Origin of the sequence: Halomonas sp. KM-1, assembly GCF_000246875.1 — a bacterium.
Taxonomy (GTDB): Bacteria; Pseudomonadota; Gammaproteobacteria; order Pseudomonadales; family Halomonadaceae; genus Halomonas; species Halomonas aerodenitrificans.
On the sequence record NZ_BAEU01000102.1, the window covers coordinates 1 to 7,722 of the forward strand.

The 7,722-nt window shown below is 64.7% G+C and carries 7 protein-coding genes and 1 pseudogene; 3 read left to right on the top strand and 5 right to left on the bottom strand.

Features of this window, described 5'->3' with window-relative positions:
* Together B8115_RS10635 and B8115_RS10640 are read right to left on the bottom strand one after the other, a co-directional pair.
* On the bottom strand, nt 1–629 hold a 629-nt coding region (locus tag B8115_RS10635; RefSeq protein WP_010627780.1), incomplete at its 3' end, for a GlxA family transcriptional regulator.
* 97 nt (nt 630–726) lie between these two features.
* On the bottom strand, nt 727–918 hold the full coding sequence (locus B8115_RS10640) for a hypothetical protein (protein WP_010627781.1): 192 nt from the start codon (nt 916–918) through the stop codon (nt 727–729).
* An 82-nt stretch (nt 919–1,000) separates the two neighbouring features.
* On the opposite strand from B8115_RS10640, the gene B8115_RS10645 reads away from it, so the two are divergent.
* On the top strand, nt 1,001–1,555 hold the full coding sequence (locus B8115_RS10645; RefSeq protein ID WP_010627782.1) for a DUF924 family protein: 555 nt from the start codon (nt 1,001–1,003) through the stop codon (nt 1,553–1,555).
* Between the two features lie 85 nt (nt 1,556–1,640).
* Nucleotides 1,641–1,883: a GlsB/YeaQ/YmgE family stress response membrane protein gene (locus tag B8115_RS10650; protein WP_010627783.1), complete on the top strand. Its 243-nt coding sequence runs from the start codon at nt 1,641–1,643 to the stop codon at nt 1,881–1,883.
* A 69-nt stretch (nt 1,884–1,952) separates the two neighbouring features.
* Here B8115_RS10650 and B8115_RS10655 read toward each other — a convergent pair whose 3' ends face one another.
* On the bottom strand, nt 1,953–2,627 hold the full coding sequence (locus tag B8115_RS10655; protein WP_238539211.1) for a hypothetical protein: 675 nt from the start codon (nt 2,625–2,627) through the stop codon (nt 1,953–1,955).
* Nucleotides 2,628–2,879: 252 nt separating this feature from the next.
* Between B8115_RS10655 and katE the strand changes: the two genes are divergently transcribed.
* Entirely contained in the window at nt 2,880–5,030 is a 2,151-nt protein-coding gene (gene katE / locus B8115_RS10660) for a catalase HPII (RefSeq protein ID WP_010627785.1), read from the top strand.
* An 82-nt stretch (nt 5,031–5,112) separates the two neighbouring features.
* On the opposite strand, the gene gabT is transcribed toward katE, so the two are convergent.
* Together gabT and B8115_RS10670 are read right to left on the bottom strand one after the other, a co-directional pair.
* Nucleotides 5,113–6,405, bottom strand: a complete 1,293-nt coding sequence (gene gabT / locus B8115_RS10665) for a 4-aminobutyrate--2-oxoglutarate transaminase (protein ID WP_010627786.1) — start codon at nt 6,403–6,405, stop codon at nt 5,113–5,115.
* A 34-nt stretch (nt 6,406–6,439) separates the two neighbouring features.
* Nucleotides 6,440–7,722: pseudogene (locus tag B8115_RS10670) on the bottom strand (NAD-dependent succinate-semialdehyde dehydrogenase); the annotation flags it as partial.

Here is a 7,722-nt window from a genome sequence, read left to right on the forward strand (position 1 = left end):
CTGCGCAACACTTCACTGAACTGCGACTGCCCGCCGGGGCGGCGCAAAAACAGTACCAGCTCGCGGGCGACCTGGCCGGCCAGGGCACTGCCGTGGTCCGCTTCGAGCAGCGACAGGGCCAGGTCGATGCCGGCGGTGACCCCGGCGCTGGTGAAGCGCCCGGCCGACTCGACGTAGAGGGCATCGGGTACCACTTGAACCGTGGGATGCTCGTGGGCCAACTGGGCGCAGTGCCGCCAGTGAGTGGTGGCCTGGTGGCCGTCCAGCAGGCCGGCGTCGGCCAGCAGAAAGGCGCCGGTACAGATCGAGCCCAGCCGGCGAACCTGGCGTGCCTGATCGCGCAGTGTGGCGAGCAGCACCGGGCGCTGACGCTGGCTGACGATACCGCGACCGCCGGCCACGAGCAGCGTATCCAGCGGGCCGAGCGAGGCAAGATCGCTCCAGGCCGTGTCGGCCAGCAGCGGCAGGCCGCCATTGGTCGCCACGCTGCCCGGCGCATCGGCGGCAAGATGCAAACGATAGAGCTCACGGCCGCTCAGATCGTTGGCCGAGGCGAAGACCTGCCAGGGGCCGCTGACATCGAGCAACTGGCAATCGGGGTAGGCGAGGATGACGACGGTACGCGGCATGGCAAACTCTCATGACGAGACGTGTTGCCAGTTTCCGCTGATGGCTGGATGTCTGCAACGACCGATATCCCACCGATTGGGACATCGGTGAGTCGCTTCACTGGACCAGTAGCCCCTGGATCCAGATAGGCGTAGTGGCGACCACGAAGCCGAGCCCAGCCAGGGTGTAACCGGGCCAGCGCGTCTGCCGATACTTCCCCCGGCGCTGGGCCAGGGTCAGCCCGGCGATACAGATCACCAGGCCGATGAGGTTGAAGACGAAGGTGAACATGCCGAGCATGGGCGTCATGGTATCTCCCGAAGCGAACGGAGGGTGAAATAAACGCGACCGAGGCTCATGATATCAAGAGTATGAAACCTGAGGACACGACATGAGCGAGAGCCTGCCCGGCCGCGACGCGGTAATTGCCTTCTGGTTCGAGGAGCTCGAACCTGCCCATTGGTTTCGTAAGGACGAAGCGCTCGACGGTACGATACGTGAGCGCTTCAGCGCGCTGCACGGCGCCGCCGCGGCCGGTGAGCTGTGGCACTGGCGCGATACGCCGCAAGGACGGCTGGCCGAGATCCTGGTACTCGATCAGTTCTCACGTAACCTCTATCGCGACGATCCTCGAGCTTTCGCCCAGGATGCCATGGCGCTGGTGCTGGCCCAGGAGGCCGTGGCCCACGGGCTGGACGGTGGGCTCGACGTGACGTGGCGCAGCTTTCTCTACATGCCCTACATGCACAGCGAGTCGCTCAAGGTGCACGACGAGGCAGTGCGCCTGTTCGACCAGCCGGGGCTGGAAGACAACCTGCGTTTCGAACATCTGCACCGGGATATCCTGCTGCGCTTCGGCCGCTACCCGCACCGCAACGCCATCCTCGGCCGTGAGTCGAGCGCCGATGAGCTGGCGTTTCTCGAGCAGCCCGGCTCGTCATTCTAAGCTACGCTTTGCAGGGAAGCTGCGCTCAGGCACCATTATTAGCCCCTCTGGGGACAGGACCGACCAAAAGGAGAGGAGAGACGACATGGGACTTATTGCCTGGCTGGTCATCGGCGGGCTGGCGGGTTGGATCGCCGGTAACATCATGCGCGGTGGCGGATTCGGCATCCTGCCCAACATCGGCGTGGGGATCGTGGGAGCCGTGATCGGTGGCTTCCTGTTTCGTCTGCTGGGGCTTCAGGCCGGCGGCTTCATCGGCTCGTTGGTCACGGCGACGGTGGGGGCCGTAGTGCTGCTGTGGATCATCTCTAAGGTACGGCAGGCCTAATCTCGATGCAGTGACACGACTCGGCCCGGGCAACTGCCCGGGCCGAGTCGTCTGGAGCCGGGCGCTCTGCTAGAAGGTGTAGCTTACGCCAATGACGGCCACTGGATAGACCGGCCATTTCTCGGCATCGTTCTCGAGACGCTGCTCTTCCTGACGAATCGCCTCGCGCAGCTGCGCCGACAATGGATTGTCCAGGTTTTCGACACCACTCGATGTTCTCAGCGATACGTCTGGATCGGTGGGAATCACGCCGACTTCGGCGAACACACCGAAACCGCTGCGATGCGACTGGCGCCAGCCCACTCCGGCATAGGGCTGCACGCCGTCGGCGAGGGTCACCGTGCCGTGCAGGGTGCCGAGGGCATCGGTCGGGTAGCCTTGGTAGGTTGAGCTGCGTGGCCGGCCTTCCACATCGGCCTCGATATCCGGCAGCATGAGGCCGGCGCTGAGGAAGAATCCTCCAGCAAAGGGGTAGTAGTCCAGCGTCAGCTTGCCGGCCGCCAGATTGACGTCGCCGTCGTAGTCGACGTCGCTGGTGCTGTAGTCGGTACTCCACTCCAGGCCGCCGGTGTAGCGCGCAGAGATCCCCAGACGGTCGCTGAATCGCCACGCCACGTCGGCGCCCACACCGGTGCTGCCGGCAACCGCCCCCAGCGTTATCCGGTTGTTCTCCTGGGCCTGGGCGTGAGTCGTACCGAGCAGGCACAGAGTGGCTATCACGCCGGTGGCCGTCATCCTTTTCATCGATTCAATCCTCATTCCTGCCATCGTTCGCGGTACTGGCCGCCTCGTTCAGTTACCCAGTATCGGCCGGAGTGGGTGACGGCTTGAAGCGATTAATGTTTTCTTTTGTTGCCATAGTCTATGGCGATTGGCGGCCAGCAGGGGTGGAACTACCTTGTCAGTCGGAGCTTTAGAATCATAACTGCCGGGGCAAGGCGGAGCGCAGTGTGCGCCAGGGAGGATGGATCCCACTGTCACTACAGGAGTTCGAGCATGGCGAACAACCCCCACACCACGTCCAACAGCGGCCAACCCAACGACACCGACTTCAAGACCGACGAGCACAGCAAGTCCGAGAATCTGGAGAAGTACCGCAGCGATGCCACCGGGCACGACCTGCGCACCAACCATGGCACGCGCATCGCCGACAACCACAACTCGTTGAAGGCGGGCGAGCGCGGGCCGACGCTGCTCGAGGACTTCATCTTCCGCGAGAAGCTCAATCACTTCGACAATGAGCGTATTCCCGAACGTATCGTGCATGCCCGTGGCGCCGCGGCGCATGGCTACTTCCAGCCCTACGACAGTGCCGCTCAGTACTCCAAGGCAGGGCTGTTCCAGGACCCCGGCAATAAGACGCCGGTATTCGTGCGCTTCTCCACCGTACAGGGGGCGCGCGGCTCCAACGACACGGTGCGCGACGTACGCGGTTTTGCCACCAAGTTCTACACCGACGAGGGCAACTGGGATCTGGTGGCCAACAACATGCCGGTGTTCTTCATTCAGGATGCGATCAAGTTTCCCGACTTCGTGCACGCGGTGAAGCCTGAGCCGCACAACGAGATCCCTCAAGGACAGTCGGCACACGACACCTTCTGGGACTTCGTCTCGCTGATGCCCGAGTCGACCCACATGGTGCTGTGGACCATGTCCGACCGCGCCTTCCCGCGGCATTACCGCAACATGGAAGGCTTCGGCGTGCACACCTTCCGCCTGATCGACAAGCAGGGCAAGGCGCGCTTCGTCAAGTTCCACTGGAAACCGCTGGCCGGCACCTGCTCGCTGATCTGGGACGAAGCGCAGAAGCTCTGGGGACGTGATCCCGACTTCAATCGCCGCATGATGTGGGAAGACATCGAGAACGGCGACTTCCTTGAGTACGAGTTCGGCATCCAAGTGGTCGAGGAGGAGGACGAGCACAACTTCGACTTCGATCTGCTCGATCCCACCAAACTGATTCCCGAGGAGCAGGTGCCGGTCATCCCAATCGGCAAGATGGTGCTCAATCGGAACCCGGACAACTTTTTCGCCGAGACCGAGCAGGTCGCCTTCAATCCCGCGCACATCGTGCCGGGCATCGACTTCAGCAACGACCCGCTGCTGCAGGGGCGGCTGTTCTCCTATCTCGACACCCAGATGCTGCGCCTGGGCGGGCCCAATTTCCACGAGATCCCGATCAACCAGCCGGTGTGCCCGTTCCACAACAACCAGCGCGACTCGATGCATCGCCAGACCATCAACAAGGGGCAGGCCTCCTACGAGCCCAACTCCATCGACGGCGGCTGGCCCAGCGAGACCCCGGCAGGGCCGGAGCACGGTGGCTTCGAGTCTCACTACGAGCGCATCGACGCACACAAGATTCGTGCTCGCAGCCCCTCGTTCGGCGATCACTACTCCCAGGCCACGCTGTTCTGGAACAGCCAGACCGAGGTCGAAAAGGAGCACATCATCGCCGCCTACACCTTCGAGCTCTCCAAGGTGCAACGGCCCTGGATCCGCGAGCGGGTGATCAAGGAGATCCTGCCCAACATCGATCTCGAGCTGGCGCGCCGGGTCGGCGAGAACCACGGCATCGAGGCACCGAGCGAAAAGCCCGCGCCTGCCGAGGAGCTGGGAACGAGCTCCCAGCTGGAATCGCCCGCCCTGAGCCTGATGGCGCGCCTTCCCGGCAACATCAAGTATCGTAAGGTGGCGATCCTGGCCGCCGATGGGGTCGACGCCGGCCAGGTCGAGGCGATCAAGCAGAAGCTCGAGGCCGAAGGCGCCGAGGGCAAGGTGATCGCCCCCAGCATGGCACCGCTGAAAGCGGCCGACGGCAAGCAGGTGCCCCCCGATGCCATGCTCAACGGCATGCCTTCGGTAGCGGTGGACGCGGTGATCGTGCCCGGCGGCACCGACAGCGTGGATGCGCTGGCCCGCTCGGGGCTCGGTCGTTACTACGTGCAGGAAGCCTACAAGCACCTCAAGGCAGTCGCCGCGGTGGGTGAGGGCAAGATGCTGCTGGATGCCGCGGACATCCCCACCAACGAGGAGGGTGTGCTGACTGGCGCTTCGCTGGATGACGTCTTCACCGCGCTACGTGACGCCATGGCGCAGCACAGGGTGTGGGCTCGTGACCCGAAAGCCAACGACATGCCCGCCTGATAGCCTATTGCGCTCGACGATACGGCATGAACGAAAACGCCCGCCGGCATGAGCCGGCGGGCGTTTCGCTACGTGGTCACGATCAGGCGGTGGCCTTGCTGCCGACCAGTTCCGTGAGCGCGGCTTCGACGATGCCCAGGCCCTCTTCGAGAATCTCGTCCTCGATGGTCACCGGCATCAGGAAGCGGATGGTGTTGCCGTAGAGGCCGCAGGAGAGCAGGATCAGCCCCTTCTCGCGGGCCTTCTTGCACAGCGCGGCGGCCAGGTCGGCGTCCGGGGTGTGCTTGGCCTTGTCCGACACCAGGTCGAGGGCGGCCATGGCACCCATGTTGCGGGCGTTGTCGACGCAGTCGAAGTCGCTCTGCCACTGGGCGAAGCGCTTGGCCAGCTTGTCGCCCAGGGCCTGGCTCTTCTCGAGGATCTTTTCCTCTTCGAAGACCTCGAGCACCGCCAGGGTGGCTGCGCAGGAGAGCGGGTTGCCGGCGTAGGTGCCGCCCAGAGAATTGGAGCCGGAGGCATCCATGACCTTGTCGGTACCCACCACGGCGGAAATCGGCATTCCGTCGGCCATGCTCTTGGCCATGGTGATGATGTCCGGCTCGACGCCGCTGTGCTCGATGGCGAACAGCTTACCGGTACGGCCGAAGCCCGACTGCACCTCGTCGATGATCATCAGCATGCCGTGCTCATCGCAGATCTCGCGGATCGCCTTGAGGAAGCTGGCCGGGGCCGGGTAGAAACCGCCTTCGCCGAGCACCGGCTCGAGCACGATGGCGGCAGTATCGCGGGGGTTGGCGTCGGTCTTGATCGCCATCTTCAGGCCGCGGATCGCCTCGTCCTCGCTGACGCCGTGATAGGGCACCGGGAAGGGGGCACGGAAGACGTTGCCCGGCATGGTGCCGAAGTCGGCGGCGTAGGGTGCGACCTTGCCGTTCATGGCCATGGTCATGAAGGTACGGCCGTGATAGCCGCCGTCGAAGCAGATCACGTTATTCTTGCCGGTGGCGGCGCGGGCGATCTTCACCGCGTTTTCCAGTGCTTCGGCGCCGGAGTTGACCAGCATCACCTTGGCATGGCCGCGCACGGGCGTGACCTGGCTGAGCTTTTCCGCCACCTTGACGTAGCCCTCATAGGGCATGACGGTCTGGCAGGTATGCATGACGCGATCGAGCTGGGCCTTGACCGCCTCGACCACCTTGGGATGGCGGTGGCCGATGTTGAGCACGCCGATGCCGCCGGCGAAGTCGATGATGCGGTTGCCGTCGGCGTCCCAGATCAGCGCATTCTCGGCGCGGTCGGCGAACTGGGTGGCGGGGCTGGCGGCGCCGTTGGCCACGTAGCGCTGCTTGAGTTCGTTGAGCTGTGCGTTGTTCATCTTGCCTCCCTTCGTGCGTGGACGTTGCAGGCGATCAAAGGCCGCCGACACAGACGTATTTTAGTTCAGTGAATTCATCCAGGCCGTGATGCGAGCCTTCGCGGCCCAGGCCTGACTCCTTGACGCCGCCGAAGGGCGCCAGCTCGGTGGAGAGAATCCCCTCGTTGACGGCCACCATGCCATATTCGAGACCCTCCATCACATGCCAGATCCGGCGGTAATCGCGAGCGTAGAAATAGGCTGCCAGGCCGAACTCGGTGGCATTGGCCATGGCGATGGCCTGCTCGTCGCTGTCGAAGCGGAACACCGGTGCCAGCGGGCCGAAGGTCTCCTCGCGGGCCACACGCATCTCATCGGTGACGTCGGCGACCACGGTGGGCTGGAAGAAGGTGCCGCCCAGCACATGAGGCTCGCCGCCGCAGACCAGCCGGGCGCCCTTTTCCAGGGCATCGGCAATGTGGGACTGCACCTTGTCCACGGCGGCCTGATTGATCAGCGGGCCCTGCACCACGCCCTCGTCCAGGCCGTTGCCGACCTGCAGCTGGGCGACCCGGGCGGCGAGCTTCTCGACGAAGGCATCGTAGACGCCGCTCTGCACCAGCAGGCGGTTGGTGCATACGCAGGTCTGGCCGGAGTTGCGGTACTTGGAGGCCACCGCCCCCTCGACCGCGGCGTCCAGATCGGCGTCGTCGAAGACGATGAAGGGGGCGTTGCCGCCCAGCTCCATGGACGCCTTCTTGACCGTGCCGGCGCACTGGGAAAGCAGGCGCTTGCCAACAGCGGTGGAGCCGGTGAAGGAGACCTTGCGTACCCGCGGGTCGGTGGTCAGCACTTCGCCGATCTCGGCGGGGCGGCTTGCCGTGACCACGTTGAGTACGCCGGCGGGAAAGCCGACTTCTTCAGCCAGCCTGGCCAGGGCCAGGGCGGTCAGCGGCGTGGCCTCGGCGGGCTTGATCACCACCGGGCAGCCGGCGGCCAGGGCCGGCGCGCACTTGCGGGTGATCATCGCCAGCGGGAAGTTCCACGGCGTGATCGCCGCCACCACGCCGACCGGCTCGCGAAACACCAGGATGCGCTTGTCGGCGCCGTGGCTCGGCAGGGTCTCGCCGGCCGTGCGCTTGGCCTGTTCGGCGTAGAACTCCACGAGGACGCGCCATAGGCCACCTCACCGCGGGACTCGGCCAGCGGTTTGCCCTGTTCCAGGGTCATCATGCGTGCCAGCGACTCCTGATGAGTCATGATGGCGTCGAACCAGGCCCGCAGCAGGGCGGCGCGCTGCTTGGCGGTCTGACGGCGCCAGGCCGGCCACGCGGCCTC

Bases quoted from the DNA above. Each gene is read 5' to 3' on its own strand.
- B8115_RS10655 (WP_238539211.1), bottom strand. From the start codon at position 2,627: ATGAAAAGGATGACGGCCACCGGCGTGATAGCCACTCTGTGCCTGCTC.
- B8115_RS10650 (WP_010627783.1), top strand. From the start codon at position 1,641: ATGGGACTTATTGCCTGGCTGGTCATCGGCGGGCTGGCGGGTTGGATC.
- gabT (WP_010627786.1), bottom strand. From the start codon at position 6,405: ATGAACAACGCACAGCTCAACGAACTCAAGCAGCGCTACGTGGCCAAC.
- B8115_RS10645 (WP_010627782.1), top strand. From the start codon at position 1,001: ATGAGCGAGAGCCTGCCCGGCCGCGACGCGGTAATTGCCTTCTGGTTC.
- B8115_RS10640 (WP_010627781.1), bottom strand. From the start codon at position 918: ATGACGCCCATGCTCGGCATGTTCACCTTCGTCTTCAACCTCATCGGC.
- katE (WP_010627785.1), top strand. From the start codon at position 2,880: ATGGCGAACAACCCCCACACCACGTCCAACAGCGGCCAACCCAACGAC.